This is a genomic window from Bifidobacterium stellenboschense (assembly GCF_000741785.1).
Classification (GTDB): domain Bacteria; phylum Actinomycetota; class Actinomycetes; order Actinomycetales; family Bifidobacteriaceae; genus Bifidobacterium; species Bifidobacterium stellenboschense.
The window spans coordinates 300,392-319,747 of record NZ_JGZP01000012.1 but is presented as its reverse complement, the minus strand read 5'-3'; the positions used below and the strand labels follow the sequence as shown (position 1 = coordinate 319,747).

The window sequence follows — 19,356 nt, the reverse complement described above, 5'->3', positions numbered from 1 at the left end:
ATCATCATGTTCGCGATGCGGACGCATCCGCGGACCGCATGCGTCCGCATCGCTAGCGTGAGTCGCATGGTCGTATGGGATTCGGAACAGTATCTGCGGTTCAAAACGGAACGCACGCAGCCGTCACGCGATCTGGCGATGCAACTGCCGCCGGACGACGGGACGGTCACGCGCCTCATCGACATCGGCTGCGGACCGGGCAACAGCACCGCCGTGCTGCGCGAACGCTACCCGCACGCCTCGATCCTCGGCGTGGACAGTTCGCCCGAGATGATCGCCGCCGCCCGCGAAGCACACCCGGACATCGACTTCGCCCTGTGCGACATGTCGAAACCGGGCCAGACCGCCGCCCTGCCGCACGATTTCGACGTGGTCTTCTCCAACGCGTGCATCCAATGGGTGCCCGACCATGCGCGCCTCATCCCCGCGATGCTCGGCCTGCTGAAGGAGGGTGGCACGCTCGCCGTGCAGACGCCGATGAACTACGAGGAGCCCATCCACCGCATCATCGGCGAACTCGTGCACTCGCCGGCGTACGCGGACCGGCTCCCGCAGGCACGCGAGTTCTTCAACCTCACGCCGCCCGAATACTGGGAGCTGCTGCACGCGCACGCCGCGCGCTTCCGCATGTGGACGACCACCTACATGCACACCCTGCCCTCGCACGAGGCCATCATGGACTGGTACCGCGGCACCGGACTGCGCCCCTACCTGCAGGCGCTCGCCGACGACGCGGCGCGCGAGGCCTTCGAGAACGAGGTGTTCGTTCGCGTGCGCGACGCCTATCCGACCCGATCCGATGGGAGCATCATCTTCCCGTTCCCCCGGTTCTTCTTCACCGCCGTCAGGTAAGCCGGGAACGCCGTCGACACAACATTTCGAGAGGAAAGGAGAACCGGCATCATGGTCACTTCGAACAGGAGCCGCGTGGTCGTCGTCGGCACGGGCAGCGTCGGCGCCGCGGTGGCGAGCGCCATCGTCCAACAGGGGTTGTGCAACGAGCTCGTGCTCGTCAACCATCATCCCGAGAAGGCGGAGGGGCTGGCCATGGATCTGGCCGACGGATCCGAGTTCCTCGGCAGGTTCGTGACGATCCGTGCCGGCGGCTGGGAGGACTGCCGTCGCGCCGACGTGGTCGTCGTCGCCGCCGGGCCGAAGCCGAAACCGGGGGAGACGCGCATGCAGGAGCTCGGCGCCGCCATCGACATCGTCGACCCGATTCTGCGCCATATCAGGGATTCCGGGTTCGACGGCATCCTCATCATGGTGTCGAACCCGGTCGACGTGCTCAGCTGGTTCGCGTGGAGGCGCACCGGACTGCCGCGCGCGCAGGTGTTCGGCTCCGGGGCGGCGCTCGACACGTCGCGCATGAAGACGATCATCGGCGAGACCACGCGCCTCGACCCGCGTCTCGTCTCCGGCTACGTGGTCGGCGAACACGGCGACAGCCAGTTCGTGCCCTGGTCCACGGTCTCGTTCATCGGCAAATCGTTCGCGCAGTATCTGGAGGACAACCGTTTGCGCTATCCGGGCGTCACGCTCGCCGGCATCGAGGAGGAGACGCGCCGCCGCGGACTCGACATCAAGGGGCTGCGCGGCGGCACCAGCTACGGCATCGCCGCCACGGTCGCGGGGCTCGTGCGCATGATCCTGTGGAACGAGCGCGGCGTCGTATCCGTGTCCACGCTCATCGACGGCGAATACGAGTACGGCGAACACGACGTGTTCCTCTCCCTGCCCGTCGCGCTCGACGGCGATGGCGTGGGCGACTTCGTCGACCTGCACCTGAGCGACGAGGAGCTCGCGAAGTTCCACAGGTCCGCCGCCGTGGTGCGCGACCACTGCCGTCTCATCGCCGACCGGCTGTAGACGTTCGTTGTCGGCGAACGTGGCTAACGTTCGGACTCATGTGTACCTTGCGCTGCGCCTCATCGCCGGACAACAACGCCCCGGTGTACGCGCCCGGCTTCATCTGACATACGGTCCCGGCACGCCGTCGCCGCACCGTCCATGACGGACGGTCGGCACGGTATGCCGGTTCGACCGTATGCATGCCATGCACGGTACGGAACGGACGACCGTGCGGAACGATGAAGTGAAGGAACACCCATATGTCCGATACCTCTGAACCGACCATGCCCTTCGAACCGGAGACCGATCCGCGGGAGTCCGGTTGGACGCGTCGCGTCGCCCTGCTGCTCACCGGACAGGCGTTCTCCCTGCTCGGCTCCAACATCGTGCAGTACGCCCTCTGGTGGTGGATCGTGCTGCAGGAGAGAAGCGGCTGGTCCATGCTGCTCGCCACCCTGTTCGGCGTCATGCCGCAATCCCTCGTGTCGATCTTCGGCGGATCGATGGCCGACCGCTACCGGCGCAAGCCGCTCATCATGCTGCCCGACCTCATCATCGCCGGCGTCACCGTCATGCTGTCGTTCGCCTTCGCGCACGGATGGGCGAACCTGGCCATCCTGTTCGTCGTCCTGTTCATCCGCTCGGCCGGCGGCGGCGTGCAGACGCCCGCCATCCAATCGTTCATCCCCGACATCACGCCGGCCGGCGGACTGCTGCGCGTCAACTCGATCTACGGCATGATCAACTCGGCCAACATGCTCGTCGCGCCCGCCATCGCCGCTGTGCTCATCAACGTGATGCCCCTATGGTCGATCCTGCTCATCGACGTGACGACCGCGGTCATCGGCGTCGGCTTCGTCGCCCTCATCCGCGTGCCGGAACGACGAGGGGAAACCGTTGCGTCGCCGACACCGGTCGCGGGCGTCGCGGCGGACAACGCGCTCGTCTCCGGCATCCGCCGCGCGTTCGCCGACCTCAAGGCCGGTCTCGTCTACACGATGCGGCAGCCCCGCCTCAAAGGCGTGGTGTTCGGCGATGCGCTCACCTGTTTCGTGGCGGTCGCGCCGATGAACCTGACGCTCCTGCTCATGACCCGCGAATACGATGGGCTGGACTTGGACCTCGGGTTCGTGAACCTCACGACCGCCTCCGACAAGCTCGCCGCCAACGAGCTGAGCTGGAGCGCCGGCATGCTGCTCGGCGGCCTCATCATGTCCACCATCGGCGTGAAGGTCATCCGCGACAACATGCGCGTGTCCGCATACGCCATCGCCGCGGTCGGCGTCACGATCGTCGGGCTCGGGCTCGCACCCGGACTGCTCGCCTACCTCGTCATCAACATCCTGTGCGGCGTCGCCTGGGGCATGTGCGCCGCGCCGATGCGCACCGTCATGCAATCCGAATCCGATCCGTCGATGGTCGGCCGCGTCTTCGGCCTCGACACGACGCTCGCCACGCTCGGCATGCCGCTCGGAATGCTGATCTTCGCGCCGCTCGCCGATCTGATCCCGATCGCGTGGGTGTTCGTGGCCAGCGGCCTGCTCGCCCTGCCCGTCGCCTGGTACGTGCTCGGACAGGCGCGCGTCCGGTGAACGGATGCAAGAATGGAACGTATACGTATGGATGATCCTGCGGACCGCATGATTCCCGCGGCTCCCGCGCCCCCAAGCGTCGGCGTGACGTTGCGGCCGCTGCGACGCGACGACCACCCGGCGCTCATCACGATGATGCGACGCATGTGGTACGCCGACCCCACGATGGGCGACGACTGCGCGCGCCGTCTCGCGACCATCGACCTGCATCACGGCCTATCATGCTCGACCATCGCGACCGTCGCCGTATACGGCGGCAGGGTCGTGGGCATGATCCTGGCACGCGTCGACGCGAAGGCGTCGCCCCTGCGATCCACACCGTTCAACCGGCGCGTCCGCCGCGTGATACGCGAATCGTTGCCGCTGCCGTTCACGGCGGACGGCAGGCGCGGCATCCGCGACGCGCTCGACCTGATCGCCGTAGACAGGCGGCTGATGCGCGGGCTCGGAAAACGCTACGACGCGGAAGTGGTGCTGTTCCTCGTCGACGAGCGGATGCGCGGCAAGGGAGTGGGACGCCTGCTGTTCGACCACGCGATCGGACGATTCCACGCGCAAGGCGCACGCCGGTACTTCCTGTTCACCGACACCACATGCGATGCGGGCTTCTACGACCATCGCGGCCTGACCCGCATCCGCGAGGAACGACAGGAACACCCCGACGGCACCGCAGACGCGTACTACCTCTACGAGGACGAGGTGCGGGAACCACGGAGTGGCGGACACCACCCCGGCCGGTAGAATCGTCGCATGAGGCTCAAGGCATGGAAGCGATGGACGGAATGGCCGCTGATGGCGCTGTCCGTCATGTTCCTCGTCGCCTACTCATGGGAGATCCTCGCCGGCACGCACATCCTCCTGTGCGAGACCGTCATCAACGCGATCTGGATCATGTTCGTCGTCGACTACGCCGTCTCGCTGTGGCTCGCCGAAGACCGGTGGCGATGGTTCACGCGCAACCTGTTCGCCCTCGCGACCATCGCGCTGCCCATGCTCAGACCGTTGCGCCTGCTGCGTCTGCTCACCGTGCTCCACGTGCTCAACCGCACCTCCGGCATGGCGGTGCGCGGACGCATCGCCGTCTACGCGTTCGGAGCCGTCGGCATGCTCATGTACGTGGGCGCGCTCGCCGTCTACTCGGTGGAACGCGGGGAGCCGGGCACGACGATCGACGGGTTCGGCACGGCCCTGTGGTGGGCGTTCGTCACCGTCACCACCGTCGGCTACGGCGACGTGTCGCCGGTCACGTTCCAAGGCAAGCTCATCGCCGTGGCATTGATGTTCGCCGGCATCGCATTGATCGGCATCGTCACCGCCACGCTCGCCTCGTGGATCGTCGACCAGGTCAGCTTCGAGGCGCACCGGCGAGAAACGGAAGGACGGAAAGCAGGGGAGATGCGTGCGGCGGCGGTGACGGATTCCCCAGTGGATTCCGCCGAGGAACTGCGCGCATTGCGCGAACAGGTGCGCGAGCTCACCGCGTCCGTCGCTTCTCTGCGCGAGGAGCTCGCGTCGCGGGACCGGTAGTCGCGCATGCCCCGTGGAATGGCCGGTAGACGTGCGAGTGCCGTTGACGGCGGATCGTCGCGCCGTCGTCACGGCATCCGGGCACGTGGATACGACCGATCTGGGCGCGTTCATGGCGTTGCTGGCTGAGGCCGCGACCGTGTGCGACCGTGTGAACGAGTATCGGACGAAAACAAGGAGGTAAATCATGGCATGCGTTGATGTGCGGTGCATTTCGGAGACGCTTACCGTCAGTGGCGGGGCCAGCAGACTGCCGGACGGGGGTGCCTCGTGGAAGTCGGGCAATCGGAAATCGTCGGTTACGACAACTTCCGGAATCTGCCGATGCCGATGTCGCGGGCGACCAATCATCTACCTTTTTGGTATATGATTTATACCATCTGATTACCGTTAGGAGGTTGTGATGGCTAAAGTGATTGCCAATGTCGACGACGACGTGAAGACGCGTGCCGCCGCCCTGTACGAGTCCATGGGCATGACATTAAGTACCGCGGTGAATATGTTCCTTCGCCAGTCGATTCTTGATGAAGGGATGCCGTTCACTCCGACACGTCGCGCGCCGGACGGATACCCGGTTCCGCCGAGACATTCCGCGTACCTGTTCGACAAGTCGAAAACCACCGGGCATGTGATCCTGCCCGCCGATTGGGACGACCCGGAGGATGCGGTCTATGACCGCTACGCAGACAAGTGAACCGCGCCTGTACGACGTGTGGCTGATGTGGGTGGAATTCCCCGACCATCCCGGCGTAGGCAAGCCGCGCCCCGTCGTCATCACCGACATAGACGGCGATTTGCTGTCCGGCATCGTCGCCAAGATTACCGGCAACATGTCGTGGGATGAAGCCGGTGACGTTCCGCTTCTGGATTGGAAGGCCGAGGGATTGGACAAGCCATCGCTCGTGCGATGCTCCCAGCGCTTCTATTTCAACCGAAGTGAGCTGTTGAGGCGTTTCGGTCGTCTGTCGCTAAGGGATGCGGAACATGTCAACGATGGTCTTGCGGCTTCGCCGGACGTTCCGCCGCATAGACGACGGGCGTAAGCCAAGTCTTATTATCCACCAAACCGCATCATGGGTGTGCCTGTGATGCCGTTTATGGCGGGTTTCATACATCAAACCGATGCTGTGGCGATCCTTCGTTTCACAATCGCCCATAATTCGCTGCCGCGCACGGCTTCCCACCATTCGCGCCCTTTCCATGTGAGAGGACCGATGGTGGCGCGGTATGCTTCGGCATCGCGAGGACGTCGCCGAAGCCTGACGAATGGGGAAGGCCGGTCCCGTCGTGGGAATCGGCCTTCCATGGTTCTCTTTTTCGCAGTGGTTCCGGGCGCTACTTGGTCAGGAACGCTTTGTAGTCTTCGACGGCCTTGGCCAGCGCCTCGTCGGTGATGCCGAAGGAGGCGAAGGTGACGAACGGCTTAACCCATGTGGCGTTGATGTGGTTGGCCGTGCCCTCGAACGGGACGAGCACCTGGTCGATGGTGAACTTGTTGTCGCCCTCCGGCTGATACTTCGACTCCGGGGAGCCGGTGGAGACGGCGACGGCGAACTCCTTGCCTTCGAACGCGTGGCCTTCGGAGCCGTACGCCCAGCCGTGCTCGAGCACCTCATCCTCCCACTCCTTGAGCAGGGCGGGGGAGGAGAACCAGTAGAGCGGGAACTGGAACACGATGCGGTCGGCGGCCTCGACCGCCGCCTGCTCGGCTTTCACGTCGATCCTGCCATCCGGGTAGAGCGCGTACTCGTCGCGCACGATCACGTTAGCCAGTTCGCCGGCGGCGTCGGCGAGCGCCTTGTTGACGTGGGACTGTCCGTTCAGGGACGGGTGGAACACGAGGACCAGGGTCTTCTTCATACGTTGTCTCCTTGCTGTGTGGTCTTGTCTCGCTCCAAGTCCTTCATATATCTCGAAACGAGAGGTTGTATCAATCAATACCATGTTCGTCCGTGACACGCCGCCGCGAGGTCGAATACGTTCTGGGCGAACAGGCCGATGCCCGAGCCGCACGGGCTGGGTGCGCCGATGACGCTCGTGACGGCATGTCCGCTCCGGCCAATATGGTTGGCGACCATGTGTTCATACTGCATGATGACGATGGCGCGTTTCGCGTCCAAGCCCGCGATCTGACGGAAGGTCGGAACCCGAAGCGGTCCCCGGCGTATCCCCATCGCGGGTACGCCGACATCGTCGTATGCATATTGAAGTCGCGCATCCCGGATTGGCGGCGTCTCCGCCGTCGGACCCCGCTCGCGCATGACAAGAGGAACACGTAATGTCTCAGAATCCCTCGGAACAACCAGGCCGAATCATCGCCGACCCCGTATTCCCGTCCCCTCCGACGGACGAGCCTGCCGAATATGGATGGGTACGCCGCGCCGCACTGCTGCTCACCGGACAGGCGTTCTCGCTGCTCGGCTCCAGCATCGTCCAGTTCGCCATCTGGTGGTGGATCGTCCTGCAGACCCGCACCGGCTCAGCCATGCTGCTGGCCACCCTGTTCGGCGTCCTGCCGCAGGCGCTCGTCTCCGTCTTCGGCGGACCGTTGGCCGACCGCTACAACCGCAAGGCCCTGATCGTCCTGCCCGACCTCGTCATCGCGGCCGTCACGGCCCTGCTGTCCATCGCGTTCGCGACCGGCTGGGCCAGCCTGTCGCTGATCTTCGTGGCGCTGCTCATCCGCGCCGCCGGAGCCGGCATCCAGCAACCCGCCGTGCAGTCGTTCATCCCGGACATCGTCCCGGAGAAGGGGCTCCTGCGCGTCAACTCGATCTTCGGCGTCATCGACTCCGCGAACCGCATCGCGGCGCCGGCGATCGCCGCCGTGCTCGTCAACGTGGCGCCGCTGTGGTCGATTCTGCTGGTCGACGTGACGACCGCGGTCATCGGCGTCGGCTTCGTCGCCCTGATCAGGATGCCCGCGACACCGAAGGGCATCAGGACCGCGACGGACACGGCCGGAACGGACGGCGGCGAGACCTCGGGCCGGTCGGCGGAGCCGCTGCCGCTCGCCGTGCTGCGCCGCACGTTCGCCGACCTCAGGGCCGGCTTCGCCTACACGATGCGCCACCCGTACCTGAAGGGCGCGGTACTGGGCGACGCGTTCACCTGCTTCCTGTCGGTCGCGCCGATGAACCTGACGTTGCTGCTCATGACCCGCGAATACGACGGATTGGACCTGGACCTCGGGTTCGTGAACCTCACGACCGCGTCGGACAAGCTCGCCGCCAACGAGCTGGGATTGAGCGTCGGCATGCTGCTCGGCGGCGCGCTCATGTCCGCAATCGGGCCCAGGCTGCTGAACGGCGCGCTGGTCCAGATGCGTGCGATCGCCCTCGGCATCGGCATGGTCGGTCTCACCGTCATCGGCCTCGGACTCGCGCCGAACCTGCTCGTCTATCTGGTCATCGACGTGTTGAACGGCGTCGCCTCCGCCGTCTGCGTCGGTCCGATGCGCACGGTCATGCAGTCCGAGTCCGACGAGTCGATGACCGGTCGCGTCTTCGGTCTCGACACGATGCTCTCCACGCTCGGCATGCCATTGGGCATGCTCGTGTTCGCGCCGCTCGCCGACGTGATCCCGATCGTGTGGGTGTTCGTCGCCGGCGGCCTGCTCACCCTGCCCGTCGCCTGGTACGTGCTCGCGCTGTCCCGTCGAAGCGTTCCCGGAAAGCAGCTGCCCGGCACGGCGTGATCGGGGGCGGCGGCCGTCGCGTTCGTGGACGCCGTCAGTCACGTACGGTGAGCCGGCAACCCGGCTCACCGCCCTCCGAACAATCGTCAGTCGGTAAGGAATGCTTGGTATTTCCGGCCCGTCGTGACCAACGCCTCGTCAGACAGTTCCATGGACTCGAAGACGACGAACGGTTCCTTCCACACGGCGTGCGTGTAGCGGGCCATCATCCGGTAGGGGGAGAGCACCTCGCGCATCGTGGCACCGCCGTCCTCCTCCACGTATTCGGATTCCGGACCGCCGGCAGTGGTGACGACCGCGATCTCCTTGCCGGCCAGCGCCTCGCCGCCGGGGCCGTACGCCCAGCCGAACGCCAGCACCTTGTCCTCCCACTCCTTGAGCAGGGCGGGCGCCGAATACCAGTAGAGCGGGAATTCCATCACGATGCGGTCATGCGCCTCGACGAGCCGCTGTTCGGCGGCCACGTCAATCACGCCGTCCGGGTACAGCGCATACACATCGCGCACGGTCACGGTATCATCGGGCAGTTCGCGCGCCGCCCGGACCAGCGCCTTGTTGGCGCGCGACGCGCCTTCGAGATCGGGATGGAACACCAGGACCAACGTCCTCATGACGGACACCTCCAACGGTTGATGATCGAATGGATGCTCCCTGTCGATGATACCGGGGTTTCGCGCATCGCTGTGGTTCTTGTGGGTTATGGAGGCCACTGGCAACCCAGTGTCCGATAAGACACAGGTGATGCGGCAATCGCGGTTATACCTCCGCGGCTGCCGTTCCCGATCTGATATGCGGCGGAACGGCAGCCGTCGCACCGATTGCGTGCTTCTCCTATTCGATCGCATGTTGCGGGCCTTCTTCACGGGTTTTCCGTGGTTTTCCGACATGTGTGCTCTCAGTGGATGCTGTCAGTGGATGCATGACCGGACTGGAACAGTGTTTCCCAATCCCATTGCAGACGGTTCATCCGGTCGAGATCAATTCACAGGACGAATCCAGACAGCCCGCTCCCATGCATGGTGTTGCACTGATACGCATGGAGGTCTGTCAGAGCGAAGACGACGTGCTTTTCGTATGTCGGCGTGTAGAGGTTGGTGGTGGGCTTGGGCTTGGAACGGCTCTGGTCTTGGGGCATGCCGGTATCTCACCGGCTCCCGCTGGCGGAGCGGTCATGCGGAGCATGACCGAGGGTGGTTGCGTAGCCGCAATGGTCGTATGGCTATGCGCTCGTCGCGTGGACCACCCCCACCCGGCTTCGCCGGGAGCCCCCGCCGGCGGGGACGAAACCGTCAACCACAAGGACGATGCGCACAACGTCGCCGGGACGCGCGCGAATCCGGACGGGCACGGTGAATGATGCGATCGTCCGACCGACGAAGACAATCATGCATGCTCCCCTCGTCAAGCCCATCCCGGCGAAACGGCACGGCGTCAACCATGCCCCGAGACATGCGTCAACTACCGCTGAGACTAGACGCGACCAAGACGGCAATCACTCACACGCCAAAACACGCAGAAAACCACGACGATTCCGTAACCATGGTGGGGTAAGCCGAGCGGCCGTAAGTCTTACGACTTGCGGCCGCTTCTGTCTACAGGGGGAGATAATACCATGAAACAGAGGCTTCTCAGACCCCAGAGCCAATAACGGGTTCGAGAGATAGAAAAGCCTTGGCGCTTTCAGTATATACGGACGTGTCTTATCGGACACTGACCTGCTATTTGGTCCGAACGTCAATCATACGTGCGAGCCGTGCCTTTCAGCTACCTTTAGCTTGCGTCTTCGTGTCGTGGGTATGAACCTATGGTGCGTTCCGAGGCATGCGGGATACACTGGAAACTACTAGTGGAAGGTGGTGTGTTATGACGATGGTTGAAAGCCTGCCGGCTTATGCCGCGGCTGCAGCTGTGGCCAAAAGCAGGGGCGACAACTTGCTTAGCATGATTAACGCTTACCTGGCCGGGTATGCGTCGGCCGGTGCGCCAGATCCGGTGTTTTCAGATCAGGTGTTCGATGTCGCACCGGCCGATCCAGTAAGCCGAACGTTTTCAATGAGTGCGGACGTGTCGGCGATATTGGATGCTGTGGCGAAGCGGCGTGGCGTTTCGGCTGACGCGCTTGTGCGCCACGCGTTAATGCGCGAGTTTGCTGCTGTCTGACTGCTTTCTGGCGGTGTGCCGTGACCTAGATGTGGCACACCAATTGCTCTACCTGATTAGACCTCAGGATGGGGAGAGGCTTCGCCGTCATACGTGGTCACTACCGGACGTCGCGCCCGCCACATCATGCCGATATGGGGGATGCCGTCCTCGAGGAACTCGTCCGAGACCTGCGTGAACCCGAGCTGCTCATACAATCCACGCGCGTACGTCTGCGCCTCGATATGCACGGCGTCCGCATGCATGCGCTCCCGCGCCATCCGAAGTCCCTCGCGCACGATACGCGTACCGAGTCCCTGATGGCGCCGCGTCGCCAGCACGCGGCCGATCGAGACCTCCGGGAATGTGATGCCCGGATCGATCACGCGGCAATAGGCAGCGATACCGTCCTCATCATGCAGGAACACATGCCAGCAGCGCCGGTCCGCCTCATCCACCTCCTGATAGGCGCACCGCTGCTCCACCACGAACACCGCCACGCGCACGCGGTAGATCTCGTAGAGTTCCGCCGCGCTCAATTCCTCGAACCGTTTCACCGTCAACTGCATACGCGCCATCGTATAGGCCGGCCGGGAGCGCGAACCCCATGCCCGTGACGCATGACAGGACATCGAACGACGCTATTGGCCGACATGATGAGGATGCGGTGTAATACGGAATAGAAGCTGCATGCGGTCCAAGACCCGTGGCACGTAGCCATGACCTTCACGGAAAGGAACCATCATGAGCAAGCGTATGCTCGTCACCTATTTCTCCGCCACCGGCACCACGCGCGGCGTGGCCGAACGCCTCGCGCACGCCATCGGCGCGGACCTGAAGGAGATTCGACCGGCACAGCCGTACACGGCCGCCGACATCGACTGGCGCGACGCGTCCAGCCGTTCCAGCGTGGAGCACACGCACCGCGACATACGCCCGGCGCTCGCCGGACCGATCGACGTCAGCGGCTACGACGTGGTGTTCGTCGGCTACCCGCTGTGGTGGGAGACCGCGCCGCGCGTGGTGCGCACGTTCCTCGAAAGCGAGGATTGGGCAGGCAGAACCATCGTGACGTTCGCCACGTCCGGTTCCAGCACGCGAGGCGCCGACGGCGTGCAATTGCACGACTCCGCGCCCGCCGCCCGTTGGGTGCCGGGACGCCGCGTCGCCGCCTCCGAAAGCGAGGCCAAGCTCGCCAAGTGGGTCGACGGTCTCGCCTTGTGAATCTGATCAGGCGCGCACGGTGAAGCCGGCGTCGGCGACGCACTCCCGCATGTCCTTGGCGATGGACAGGCAGCGGGCGCGCGGGATGCCGGCCTTGACGCCGATGCCTGCCAGGTCGGCGAGCGTGATGCCCCGCCCCTTGCCGTTGACCGCCGTGGTGTGCTCGCCGTTGATGCCGGGGTTCTCGGTCAGATCGTAGGCGGGGGAGAGCCGCCAGACGGCGTGCTCCCGGTCGTACAGGTAGGAGAAGTTCTTCGCGTGGTCGTCACGGTTGCCGATGAACATACCTTCCTGCAACGGCAGACTCAACGGGCTGATGGAGAATCCGTGCGTCAGCCACGTCCAATCGTAGGCGAATGCCAGGGTGCGGTTCGGGGACATGGTGAGCGTACCGACCGATTCCCCGACATATGTGACTCGAATCCGGTCAAGATCCGGCAATGGGTTGGTCATGCGCGGCCTCCGTTCCGTCGTGCGGCTGCGGTGACATCGTCGATGGTCGCATAGTACGGCTGTGCGAACAACGCGTCGAAATCCCGTTCGCAACGCAGTGCGAAGGCGATGTTCACCAGCGAGCCGAAGGAGATCTCATGCGATTGCTCGAACCTCCTGATTGATCCCAAGCTCACGCCGGACTTCTCCGCCAATGCGGACTGCGTCATGCCGTGCTCCTTGCGCCGTTTGACCATACGATCGGCGACACCGGCCATCACGTCGCCCGGCATGGGCTCATCCAACAAATCAAACATACTCATATATTAGTAATATTCGTTAAACAATGCCATATTTACTACTATGTGAGTAGTTTCTGCACATGTATCTGTGTCGGTCAACCGGATCGCAGGCCGCTTTGCTGCTCGTCAGTGGTTGGTGAGGGCCTCCTGCGTGGGCTGGTAACGGGCGCCCTCGATGGTGATGGAGTCGAGCGTGCGGTCGATGGCGGCGAGTTCGTCGGACGTGAACGTGACGGCCGCGCCGCCCAGGTTCTGACGCAGACGGTCCACATGCTTGGTGCCTGGGATCGGCGCGATCCACGGCTTCCGCGCGAGCAGCCAGCCGAGCGCGATCTGCGCGGGCGCCACGCCTTTGGCCCGAGCCAGGGATTCGACGTAGTCGCCCATCGCGATGTTGTGCGCCATATGGTCGGGGGAGAAGCGGGGGATGCGGCTGCGATAGTCGTCGGCGGCGAAGCGCGTGGACGCGGTGAACCGTCCGGCCAGCATCGCCTTGCCGAGCGGACTGAACGGCACCAGTCCGATGCCCAGCTCCTCCAACGTGGGGATCAGCTCCTCCTCGGGTTTCCTCCACCACATCGAATACTCGTTCTGCACGGCTGTCACCGGCGTCACCGCATGCGCCCGACGCACGGTCGCGGGCGCCGCCTCCGACAGGCCCCAGTGCAGGATCTTGCCTTCGGCCATGAGCTCGCCCATCACGTCGGCCACATCCTCGATCGGCACCTTCGTATCGACGCGATGCTGGTAGTAGAGATCGATGTGGTCGGTGCGCAGACGCTTCAGCGACCCTTCGACGGCCTTGCGGATCGTCTCGGGACGCGAATCGGTCTGCTGCACGCGGCCCGAGGAATCCAACTGCGCCTCGCCCTCGCTGCCACCGAACCCGCCGTGCAGGGCGAATCCGAACTTGGTGGCGATGACCACGTCATCACGGAACGGCTCCAACGCCTCGCCGACCAGCTCCTCGTTCGCGAACGGGCCATACACCTCGGCCGTGTCGAAGAACCGTTCACCCATCCCATAGGCGGCACGGATCACACGGATCGACTCGTCGTGCGGCAGGAACGGCGGCCAACTCATCGTGAACCCCATGCAACCGAGGCCTATCGCCGAAACCTCGAGCGCCGCGGGACCCGTGCCGAGCGTGCGCTTCGGCAGATCGACCGGCGTAATGTCGCCGTAGTCGTCGTTAGCGGACCTGACTGTATTGGTGGACATAACTGTTTCCTTTCCTGAATGATCCCTAATCGCATGTTCCGCCGCAACGTCGCAACGTCACGGCACCGGAACGTCACACGTGGCCGATGATCTTGGCAGGTACCCCGGCGACGATCGCACCCGCCGGCACGTCATGCGTGACGACCGCCCCGGCCCCGACGATCGCGCCGTCGCCGATCGTCACATCCTGCAGCACGATTGCGCCCGCGCCGATCCACACGTGCGCGCCGATACGGATCGGCTTCGAGACGGTCGTCGCCCGCCGCAGCGGATCGCGCATGTGGTTGATGGTGATGAGCTGCACGTTCGGCCCCAGGAACGAACCATCCCCAATCGAGATGCCGCCGCGATCCACCAGCGTGCACCCCCAATTGACGAACACGTCCCTGCCGACCTCGATGTTCCGGCCGAAATCCGTGTAGAACGGCGGATTAAGACGGAACGACGGGTCAACCGGATGCCCCACGATCCGCTCGAACATCGCATGGACCTCGCCCGGCTCGTGATAGCCGCCCGTATTGAGTTCCACGCACAGCCGCTTCGTCTCCGTGATGGTCGCACCGATGACGGCATACCCCGGTTCGGCGGGGTCGACGGGCTCGCCGCCTCTGTCTCGGGCGAGGATGTCGATTGTAGGGTCGGCCATGACGACACTCATGATTACGGTCCTTTCCACAAGTCGGTCCCATTGAACCGCGGTCGGAAAGAACCAGCCAATAGTGTCGTTCGATACACCCCCATGCCCGCCGGCTATACGGGACGCACCTCACGCGATGAACCGCAGATACGTGCGGTCATCGAACGACTCCAGCCCCGCCGTGAACCCCTTCGTACTCCGAAACTCACGCACAAGCCCCGGATCCTCACGACGCAGACGCCCCAACTCCGCCTCCGATCCTGCCAACGTGGAGCGCAGCAACGGATACCCATCCGATGCAAGCACCACCTCGGCACCCGGCTCCACCGGCACGACACGAATCGGATACTCCGGATCCGTAAACCCATCGAACACGAAATACCCATACTCCCCACGCCGATTAGCGAACTCCGACTGCAACCGCAGAAACGGCATGATCATGTCACGCGCCGGATCTCCGGAACCGTCGACATGGGAGGAGCGTGCTGAGCCATCCGTCGCCACGGTCTCCGGACCGTCGGAGCATCGCATCTCCGCATCCGCCCGCAACGCCAACGCCCGCGCGGCGAACGAACGCAACTCCCCAAGCAACTCATCCACACGCTTCAACGTCGGCGTCCGCACCCCATCCACCATGACCTGACAATCACCAAACAGCCACACCTCACGCCGAAACACGCTATAGACCACCGCATTCGCCTGAAGACGCTCCCACGGCTCCACCTCGAACACGCGCGAAGACACGTCGCCTGAGGACACATCGCATGAGGACACATCGCCATGCACGGCCGCGAATCGCGCATACTCATCACGCAAACGGCCATCAAGCACCCGCTGCACCTCACGCATCGAAGCCTCGCGAGGCAATACGGCGATCGCGCTCGCCAGCAGGTCCTTCGCGACCACGCCGCCGCTGGGTCGCCACAGATGCCGCAGACTCTTGCCCGTCACCCCGTCCACCACGGCGGCGAAATCCTCCGTGACGACGAGACCGTCCTCGTTCAACGACTGGTCGGCGTGCTTGCCCCGGCAGAACCGTTCGATGATGCGCATGCCTCCACCATACGCCCGGGGCATGGCCGTGCATGAGGCGACGCTATTGGCGGGAACGCGATGACGGGCGTGTAATGGACATCGACAACGACAAGAAAGAAAGACACGAAAGGACGAAACATCATGGAGAACCCGAGCGCCTTCCCGATGGGGGAGCCGAACGACGCGTACGCGCGGTACTTCGAAGGCCGGAGCTACCTCGCGCCCCTCGCCGGCGACGACCAGGTCAACGTCGCGAACGTGACGTTCGAACCGGGCTGCACGAACCACTGGCACATCCACCACGGCGTATGCCAGATCCTTCTCGCCGTGGGCGGACGCGGCTACTACCAGATCGAAGGCCGGGAGCCGGTCGAGCTCAAGCCCGGCGACGTGGCCTACATCCCGCCGGAAACCAAGCACTGGCATGGCGCGGCCCCCGACGAGGCGTTCGCGCACGTCGCCATCATGCCGAAGAAGGAGGGTGCGAGCAACGAATGGCTCGAACCGGTCGACGAGGAGACGTACCGCAACCTCGCCTGAACCGGCACCTCTCCGTCATGCGCCGTCATGCGCGCAGGAACCGGGCGAACGCGCCGGCTGCGGGGGAGGAGACGCCCTGTTTCTTCCACACGAGCACGGAGCTGCTTTCGAACATGGGCGTGAGCGGCACCGCGCGCACGCCCGGATACGAGGCGCCGTAGTCGAGACACAGGTACAGGCCCAACCCATTCGCCGCCATCGCCGCGCCGTTCGCCGGCAGGTTGCACGTGCCGGCGATGACGGCCTGCGGGGCGAGCGAGCCGAACCAGTGCATCACCACGCGCCGCACCGGTTCGCGCGACGGCAGCAGCAGCGGCTCGGTCACGAGGTCGGACGGCGCCAGCGATTCACGAGTCTGCAATGGATGCCCGTCGGGCACCATCGCAGACCAATGGTCGCTGATGCCCGTATGCAGGTATTCGTAGCGTTCGGTATCCACCGGATCGGCGAGCAGACCGAAATCCATGAGCCCCTGTTCGAGCTGGTCCTGGATCACGTCGGCCGTCGTGCTGACCACATGGAACCGCACCGCCGGGTGGGCTTTACGGAATTCGGCCATGCGCCGCGCCAGATACGACATGCCGCCCACTTCGCCACACCCGGCCGTGATGTCGCCGGAGAGATCCCCGGTGGAACGCTTCAGATCGACCTCGGTCTTGTCCGCAAGTGAGACGATGGTCTGCGCACGGTTGCGCAGCAGGCGTCCCTCCTCGGTGAGCGTGATCGCATGCGGCCCGCGTTCGAACAGTGTGACGCCCAACTCCTCCTCCAGCTGCTTCAACTGGCGTGACAACGTCGGCTGGGAGATGCGCAGCAATTGCGCCGCCCACGTGATGTTGCCCTCCTCGGCCACCGCGAGGAAATACTTGAGCACGCGCAGTTCCATGGTTCCGCCCTCCGGCATGGGGATTCGTCCGTGATGCCACCAATTGTAGAGGTGCCACGGGCGGCTGCGGTTCAGCGCCGGTCGCGCACGAACAGCGACAACACGAACGCCATGCACGCCACGACGGTCGCCGTGACGAACACCGCATCCACACCGTGCGCGAGACCCGCGGCAGCGGAGCCGGCGACGGATGCGGGACGCGTGTTCGTGGTCATGATGGTGAAGTTGACGGCGATGCCGATCGCCGCGCATGTCTGGCGCAGCGTATTGTTCATCGCCGTGCCGTGCGGCAGCATCGGGCCGGTCAGCTGGTTGAGCGCGGTGGTGGTCAACGGCATCAGGCAGAATGCAACGCCCGCCATCATCAGCGTGAAGAACACGGCCGGCCACCATGCGGGCGTGTCCGCGCCCATGCGGGAGAGCGCGAACGCGGCGACGGCGACCACGGCGATCGCAGGCGGCGCGATGCGGTGGATGCCCACGCGGTCGAACAGGCGGCCGGCGACCGGGTTGAACACGCCTTCGGCCACGCCGCCGCCCATGAGCAGCAGTCCGGACTGCAACGCGGTCATCCCCAGCGAATCCTGGATGAACATGGGCAGGATGTTCATCGTCGAGATGAACGTGACGAACACGAGCACGATGACGAGCATCGACAGGGCGAACATCGGCTTGGCGAACACGCGGAAGTCGAGCATGGGCCGCGCCAGGTGCAGCTGGCGGTGGATGAACGCGCACAGGGCGACCGTGCCCACGGCGAGCGGGCCGAGCGTCTGCGGCGACGTCCAGCCCTCCTGGCCGGCGAGGCTGAACCCGAGCAGCAGTCCGCCGAAGCCGAGCGTCGACAAGGCGATCGAGAACACGTCGATGGTCGGGTCGGTGCGCGTGGTCACGTTCCTCACGGTCGGGATTGCGGCGGCGAGCACGACGACGGCGATGACGATCAGCGGCACGAACAGGAAGCGCCACGGCAGGAAGTCGATGATGAGACCGGACAGGGTGGGGCCCAGGGCCGGGGCGAACGCGATGACCAGGCCGAACCAGCCCATCGCCGCGCCGCGCTTCTCCGGCGGGAACGTGATGAACAGCACGGTCTGCAGGAGCGGCATGAGGATGCCCGCGCCCGTCGCCTGCAGCACGCGGCCGGCGAGCAGCACCCAGAATCCGGGAGCGAACGTGCATACGAGCGTGCCGAACAGGAACATGCCGATCGCGTAGAAGAACAGCTGGCGCGTCGTGAACTTCTGGATGAGGAACGCGGTGACCGGGATCATGATGCCGTTGGTGAGCATGAACCCGGTGCTCAGCCATTGCGCCGTGTTGCTCGTCACCCCGAACTCGCGCATGAGATGCGGCAGGGCGGAGGTCATCAGCGTCTGGTTGAGGATGGCGGTGAAGCTGCCGACCATCATCACGATGATCGGGATGATGGAACGCTTCGACGACGTGCGTCCGGGCATGACGGAATCCATGGGAACCTCGAATCTGTCGGAAAACGGATCCGGCTGATTTCGGTCGTCGCCGCGCGGGAAACGTGGATGCGCGACGCCGTAGCCCCTGCCGGCGTGACAGCCTTAGTGTACCGTCGCGCGGGACATGCGTCGGATTCGTCGCATTCCATTGGCGTCGCCGATCCCGTCAGTTCCGATGATCGTCCTTCAGCGAGTTGATGAGCTGGGCGATGGTGTCCGGCAGGGCGGAGTCCGCGAGCCATGCGACGCTTTCCGGCGTGAACAGCGTCCGCGCCTTGCCAAGCACGCCGAGGATGCCGCTCGTCGCGAACTCCAGCACGACCCGCTGCCCGGGATTGAGCCGCGACTCGTCCAGCCCGAGCACGGACAGCCATACGCCGCCGACGTATGTCTTGAGCTGCGCGGCCAGTCCCGTGGAGCCGTGCGGTCCGGCGATGAGCGACAGATGGCGGATGCTTGCGAGATGTTCGGGCGAGCCGACGAACTCCAGCGCGTAGTCGCGCAGCATACTGATATCGCCGTCCTGCCGGATGATGTGGGCGATGAATCCGGTCACGCCCGGCTCCTCGTAGATCGCGGCGATCGCATCGTCGGCGAGCTCGGGGATGTTGGCGTAGTGGTAGTAGAACGCGCTGCGGTTTAATCCGCTTTCGCGCGTGATGTCGCTGATGGTGATCTGCGCGTACGGCTTGCGCTCCAGCAGCGTCCAGAACGCCTCCTGCATCTTTTCCGGCGCCGATCGTTCGGTGGCCTTCGGTCGTGCCATGCGATCCTCCTTCGATCCCCGTTCGTTGTTCCGAC

The 19,356-nt window shown here is 64.6% G+C and carries 23 protein-coding genes; 11 read left to right on the top strand and 12 right to left on the bottom strand.

The genetic code is table 11. The annotated features are described in order from the left end of the window. Nucleotides 1–66 precede the first annotated feature (66 nt). From BSTEL_RS06285 to BSTEL_RS06255, 7 genes are all read left to right on the top strand, one after another. Nucleotides 67–852 carry a methyltransferase domain-containing protein gene (locus BSTEL_RS06285; RefSeq protein ID WP_034528510.1) on the top strand — a complete coding sequence of 262 codons (786 nt, stop codon included), beginning with the start codon at nucleotides 67–69 and terminating at the stop codon, nucleotides 850–852. A gap of 51 nt (nucleotides 853–903) precedes the next feature. Further along, complete coding sequence (locus BSTEL_RS06280) at nucleotides 904–1,869, top strand: L-lactate dehydrogenase (RefSeq protein WP_034528380.1); 966 nt, start codon at nucleotides 904–906, stop codon at nucleotides 1,867–1,869. Nucleotides 1,870–2,111: 242 nt separating this feature from the next. Next, nucleotides 2,112–3,443 carry an MFS transporter gene (locus tag BSTEL_RS06275; protein WP_034528378.1) on the top strand — a complete coding sequence of 444 codons (1,332 nt, stop codon included), beginning with the start codon at nucleotides 2,112–2,114 and terminating at the stop codon, nucleotides 3,441–3,443. Between the two features lie 27 nt (nucleotides 3,444–3,470). Further along, nucleotides 3,471–4,184 carry a GNAT family N-acetyltransferase gene (locus tag BSTEL_RS06270; RefSeq protein ID WP_051922893.1) on the top strand — a complete coding sequence of 238 codons (714 nt, stop codon included), beginning with the start codon at nucleotides 3,471–3,473 and terminating at the stop codon, nucleotides 4,182–4,184. Between the two features lie 9 nt (nucleotides 4,185–4,193). After that, nucleotides 4,194–4,970, top strand: coding sequence for an ion channel (locus BSTEL_RS06265; RefSeq protein ID WP_034528376.1), 777 nt, complete (start codon nucleotides 4,194–4,196; stop codon nucleotides 4,968–4,970). Between the two features lie 403 nt (nucleotides 4,971–5,373). Continuing rightward, nucleotides 5,374–5,664 (top strand): type II toxin-antitoxin system RelB/DinJ family antitoxin, encoded by a 291-nt coding sequence (locus BSTEL_RS06260; protein ID WP_034528374.1) that lies wholly within the window; start codon nucleotides 5,374–5,376, stop codon nucleotides 5,662–5,664. Further along, nucleotides 5,642–6,013 (top strand): type II toxin-antitoxin system PemK/MazF family toxin, encoded by a 372-nt coding sequence (locus BSTEL_RS06255; RefSeq protein WP_034528372.1) that lies wholly within the window; start codon nucleotides 5,642–5,644, stop codon nucleotides 6,011–6,013. The genes BSTEL_RS06260 and BSTEL_RS06255 overlap by 23 nt, the downstream gene beginning before the upstream one ends. Before the next feature lie 292 nt (nucleotides 6,014–6,305). On the opposite strand, the gene BSTEL_RS06250 is transcribed toward BSTEL_RS06255, so the two are convergent. Next, the gene (locus BSTEL_RS06250; RefSeq protein WP_034528370.1) at nucleotides 6,306–6,830 is read right to left on the bottom strand and encodes an NAD(P)H-dependent oxidoreductase; all 525 of its coding nucleotides are present in this window, start codon (nucleotides 6,828–6,830) and stop codon (nucleotides 6,306–6,308) included. 74 nt (nucleotides 6,831–6,904) lie between these two features. Then, complete coding sequence (locus BSTEL_RS06245) at nucleotides 6,905–7,090, bottom strand: hypothetical protein (protein ID WP_034528368.1); 186 nt, start codon at nucleotides 7,088–7,090, stop codon at nucleotides 6,905–6,907. A 158-nt stretch (nucleotides 7,091–7,248) separates the two neighbouring features. Here BSTEL_RS06245 and BSTEL_RS06240 point away from each other — a divergent pair, with 158 nt between their 5' ends. After that, nucleotides 7,249–8,667, top strand: coding sequence for an MFS transporter (locus tag BSTEL_RS06240; protein ID WP_084686142.1), 1,419 nt, complete (start codon nucleotides 7,249–7,251; stop codon nucleotides 8,665–8,667). An 86-nt stretch (nucleotides 8,668–8,753) separates the two neighbouring features. On the opposite strand, the gene BSTEL_RS06235 is transcribed toward BSTEL_RS06240, so the two are convergent. Then, complete coding sequence (locus BSTEL_RS06235; RefSeq protein ID WP_034528365.1) at nucleotides 8,754–9,278, bottom strand: NAD(P)H-dependent oxidoreductase; 525 nt, start codon at nucleotides 9,276–9,278, stop codon at nucleotides 8,754–8,756. A gap of 1,252 nt (nucleotides 9,279–10,530) precedes the next feature. Between BSTEL_RS06235 and BSTEL_RS06230 the strand changes: the two genes are divergently transcribed. Then, complete coding sequence (locus BSTEL_RS06230; protein ID WP_034528363.1) at nucleotides 10,531–10,827, top strand: ribbon-helix-helix domain-containing protein; 297 nt, start codon at nucleotides 10,531–10,533, stop codon at nucleotides 10,825–10,827. A 56-nt stretch (nucleotides 10,828–10,883) separates the two neighbouring features. On the opposite strand, the gene BSTEL_RS06225 is transcribed toward BSTEL_RS06230, so the two are convergent. Continuing rightward, a complete protein-coding gene (locus BSTEL_RS06225; protein WP_051922892.1) occupies nucleotides 10,884–11,375 on the bottom strand; it encodes a GNAT family N-acetyltransferase in 492 nt (163 codons plus the stop codon). 175 nt (nucleotides 11,376–11,550) lie between these two features. Between BSTEL_RS06225 and BSTEL_RS06220 the strand changes: the two genes are divergently transcribed. Beyond that, complete coding sequence (locus BSTEL_RS06220) at nucleotides 11,551–12,030, top strand: flavodoxin (protein ID WP_034528361.1); 480 nt, start codon at nucleotides 11,551–11,553, stop codon at nucleotides 12,028–12,030. Between the two features lie 6 nt (nucleotides 12,031–12,036). Here BSTEL_RS06220 and BSTEL_RS06215 read toward each other — a convergent pair whose 3' ends face one another. From BSTEL_RS06215 to BSTEL_RS06195, 5 genes are all read right to left on the bottom strand, one after another. Next, nucleotides 12,037–12,483, bottom strand: a complete 447-nt coding sequence (locus BSTEL_RS06215) for a HipA domain-containing protein (protein WP_051922891.1) — start codon at nucleotides 12,481–12,483, stop codon at nucleotides 12,037–12,039. Then, nucleotides 12,480–12,785, bottom strand: coding sequence for a helix-turn-helix domain-containing protein (locus tag BSTEL_RS06210; protein WP_238567639.1), 306 nt, complete (start codon nucleotides 12,783–12,785; stop codon nucleotides 12,480–12,482). Before BSTEL_RS06210 ends, BSTEL_RS06215 begins: the two co-directional genes overlap by 4 nt. A gap of 105 nt (nucleotides 12,786–12,890) precedes the next feature. Then, nucleotides 12,891–13,985, bottom strand: a complete 1,095-nt coding sequence (locus BSTEL_RS06205) for an aldo/keto reductase (RefSeq protein WP_202962072.1) — start codon at nucleotides 13,983–13,985, stop codon at nucleotides 12,891–12,893. Nucleotides 13,986–14,058: 73 nt separating this feature from the next. Beyond that, entirely contained in the window at nucleotides 14,059–14,643 is a 585-nt protein-coding gene (locus BSTEL_RS06200; protein WP_202962071.1) for a sugar O-acetyltransferase, read from the bottom strand. Nucleotides 14,644–14,751: 108 nt separating this feature from the next. Continuing rightward, complete coding sequence (locus BSTEL_RS06195) at nucleotides 14,752–15,675, bottom strand: hypothetical protein (RefSeq protein ID WP_034528359.1); 924 nt, start codon at nucleotides 15,673–15,675, stop codon at nucleotides 14,752–14,754. Between the two features lie 123 nt (nucleotides 15,676–15,798). Here BSTEL_RS06195 and BSTEL_RS06190 point away from each other — a divergent pair, with 123 nt between their 5' ends. After that, nucleotides 15,799–16,197: a cupin domain-containing protein gene (locus tag BSTEL_RS06190; RefSeq protein WP_034528357.1), complete on the top strand. Its 399-nt coding sequence runs from the start codon at nucleotides 15,799–15,801 to the stop codon at nucleotides 16,195–16,197. A 25-nt stretch (nucleotides 16,198–16,222) separates the two neighbouring features. Here BSTEL_RS06190 and BSTEL_RS06185 read toward each other — a convergent pair whose 3' ends face one another. The 3 genes from BSTEL_RS06185 to BSTEL_RS06175 form a co-directional block, all read right to left on the bottom strand. After that, the gene (locus BSTEL_RS06185; protein ID WP_238567638.1) at nucleotides 16,223–17,101 is read right to left on the bottom strand and encodes a LysR family transcriptional regulator; all 879 of its coding nucleotides are present in this window, start codon (nucleotides 17,099–17,101) and stop codon (nucleotides 16,223–16,225) included. 53 nt (nucleotides 17,102–17,154) lie between these two features. Continuing rightward, complete coding sequence (locus tag BSTEL_RS06180) at nucleotides 17,155–18,543, bottom strand: MDR family MFS transporter (protein ID WP_051922911.1); 1,389 nt, start codon at nucleotides 18,541–18,543, stop codon at nucleotides 17,155–17,157. A gap of 178 nt (nucleotides 18,544–18,721) precedes the next feature. Further along, nucleotides 18,722–19,321 (bottom strand): TetR/AcrR family transcriptional regulator, encoded by a 600-nt coding sequence (locus BSTEL_RS06175; protein WP_034528353.1) that lies wholly within the window; start codon nucleotides 19,319–19,321, stop codon nucleotides 18,722–18,724. Between the last annotated feature and the right edge of the window lie 35 nt (nucleotides 19,322–19,356).

What these genes read in the sequence shown, in the direction of transcription:
- BSTEL_RS06175 (WP_034528353.1), bottom strand. Translation starts at nt 19,321, where the DNA reads ATGGCACGACCGAAGGCCACCGAACGATCGGCGCCGGAAAAGATGCAG.
- BSTEL_RS06235 (WP_034528365.1), bottom strand. Translation starts at nt 9,278, where the DNA reads ATGAGGACGTTGGTCCTGGTGTTCCATCCCGATCTCGAAGGCGCGTCG.
- BSTEL_RS06260 (WP_034528374.1), top strand. Translation starts at nt 5,374, where the DNA reads ATGGCTAAAGTGATTGCCAATGTCGACGACGACGTGAAGACGCGTGCC.
- BSTEL_RS06195 (WP_034528359.1), bottom strand. Translation starts at nt 15,675, where the DNA reads ATGCGCATCATCGAACGGTTCTGCCGGGGCAAGCACGCCGACCAGTCG.
- BSTEL_RS06240 (WP_084686142.1), top strand. Translation starts at nt 7,249, where the DNA reads ATGTCTCAGAATCCCTCGGAACAACCAGGCCGAATCATCGCCGACCCC.
- BSTEL_RS06205 (WP_202962072.1), bottom strand. Translation starts at nt 13,985, where the DNA reads ATGTCCACCAATACAGTCAGGTCCGCTAACGACGACTACGGCGACATT.
- BSTEL_RS06230 (WP_034528363.1), top strand. Translation starts at nt 10,531, where the DNA reads ATGACGATGGTTGAAAGCCTGCCGGCTTATGCCGCGGCTGCAGCTGTG.
- BSTEL_RS06210 (WP_238567639.1), bottom strand. Translation starts at nt 12,785, where the DNA reads ATGAGTATGTTTGATTTGTTGGATGAGCCCATGCCGGGCGACGTGATG.
- BSTEL_RS06270 (WP_051922893.1), top strand. Translation starts at nt 3,471, where the DNA reads ATGGATGATCCTGCGGACCGCATGATTCCCGCGGCTCCCGCGCCCCCA.
- BSTEL_RS06250 (WP_034528370.1), bottom strand. Translation starts at nt 6,830, where the DNA reads ATGAAGAAGACCCTGGTCCTCGTGTTCCACCCGTCCCTGAACGGACAG.
- BSTEL_RS06255 (WP_034528372.1), top strand. Translation starts at nt 5,642, where the DNA reads ATGACCGCTACGCAGACAAGTGAACCGCGCCTGTACGACGTGTGGCTG.
- BSTEL_RS06185 (WP_238567638.1), bottom strand. Translation starts at nt 17,101, where the DNA reads ATGCCGGAGGGCGGAACCATGGAACTGCGCGTGCTCAAGTATTTCCTC.
- BSTEL_RS06220 (WP_034528361.1), top strand. Translation starts at nt 11,551, where the DNA reads ATGAGCAAGCGTATGCTCGTCACCTATTTCTCCGCCACCGGCACCACG.
- BSTEL_RS06285 (WP_034528510.1), top strand. Translation starts at nt 67, where the DNA reads ATGGTCGTATGGGATTCGGAACAGTATCTGCGGTTCAAAACGGAACGC.
- BSTEL_RS06275 (WP_034528378.1), top strand. Translation starts at nt 2,112, where the DNA reads ATGTCCGATACCTCTGAACCGACCATGCCCTTCGAACCGGAGACCGAT.
- BSTEL_RS06265 (WP_034528376.1), top strand. Translation starts at nt 4,194, where the DNA reads ATGAGGCTCAAGGCATGGAAGCGATGGACGGAATGGCCGCTGATGGCG.
- BSTEL_RS06215 (WP_051922891.1), bottom strand. Translation starts at nt 12,483, where the DNA reads ATGACCAACCCATTGCCGGATCTTGACCGGATTCGAGTCACATATGTC.
- BSTEL_RS06190 (WP_034528357.1), top strand. Translation starts at nt 15,799, where the DNA reads ATGGAGAACCCGAGCGCCTTCCCGATGGGGGAGCCGAACGACGCGTAC.
- BSTEL_RS06280 (WP_034528380.1), top strand. Translation starts at nt 904, where the DNA reads ATGGTCACTTCGAACAGGAGCCGCGTGGTCGTCGTCGGCACGGGCAGC.
- BSTEL_RS06180 (WP_051922911.1), bottom strand. Translation starts at nt 18,543, where the DNA reads ATGCCCGGACGCACGTCGTCGAAGCGTTCCATCATCCCGATCATCGTG.
- BSTEL_RS06225 (WP_051922892.1), bottom strand. Translation starts at nt 11,375, where the DNA reads ATGCAGTTGACGGTGAAACGGTTCGAGGAATTGAGCGCGGCGGAACTC.
- BSTEL_RS06200 (WP_202962071.1), bottom strand. Translation starts at nt 14,643, where the DNA reads ATGAGTGTCGTCATGGCCGACCCTACAATCGACATCCTCGCCCGAGAC.